The sequence below is a fragment of the Neisseria sp. HMSC067H09 genome (genome assembly GCF_001814135.1).
In the GTDB taxonomy this organism is placed as follows: Bacteria; Pseudomonadota; Gammaproteobacteria; order Burkholderiales; family Neisseriaceae; genus Neisseria.
In genome coordinates, this window is record NZ_KV814922.1 from 1 (window position 1) to 251 (window position 251).

1 pseudogene is annotated in these 251 nt (G+C 44.2%); it reads right to left on the reverse strand.

Features of this window, described 5'->3' with window-relative positions:
• Window positions 1–229 (reverse strand): annotated as a pseudogene (locus HMPREF2954_RS07585) (type IV secretory system conjugative DNA transfer family protein); the annotation flags it as partial.
• Window positions 230–251 lie beyond the last annotated feature (22 nt).

The window sequence follows — 251 nt, forward strand, 5'->3', positions numbered from 1 at the left end:
CTTGGGAGATTAAACCGGAAAAAGCAGTTTTGGCGGCTTCACTCAGGAAAGGTTTTTGAGACAGGGAGGTAAAGTATGCTTTGAGTTCGGTACCGTTGCCTGAAGAAAGACGGTAGATTTTTCCTAAGGTGCAGGGAGGTTCTTTAACGGTTTCCTGCCAGTTCAAACACTTCGCATATTTTGTATTTTTGTAGACCGATGCATCAAAACAATAAAGCGAAAACGCCAAAAACGCATTCCTTGCCTGCGCC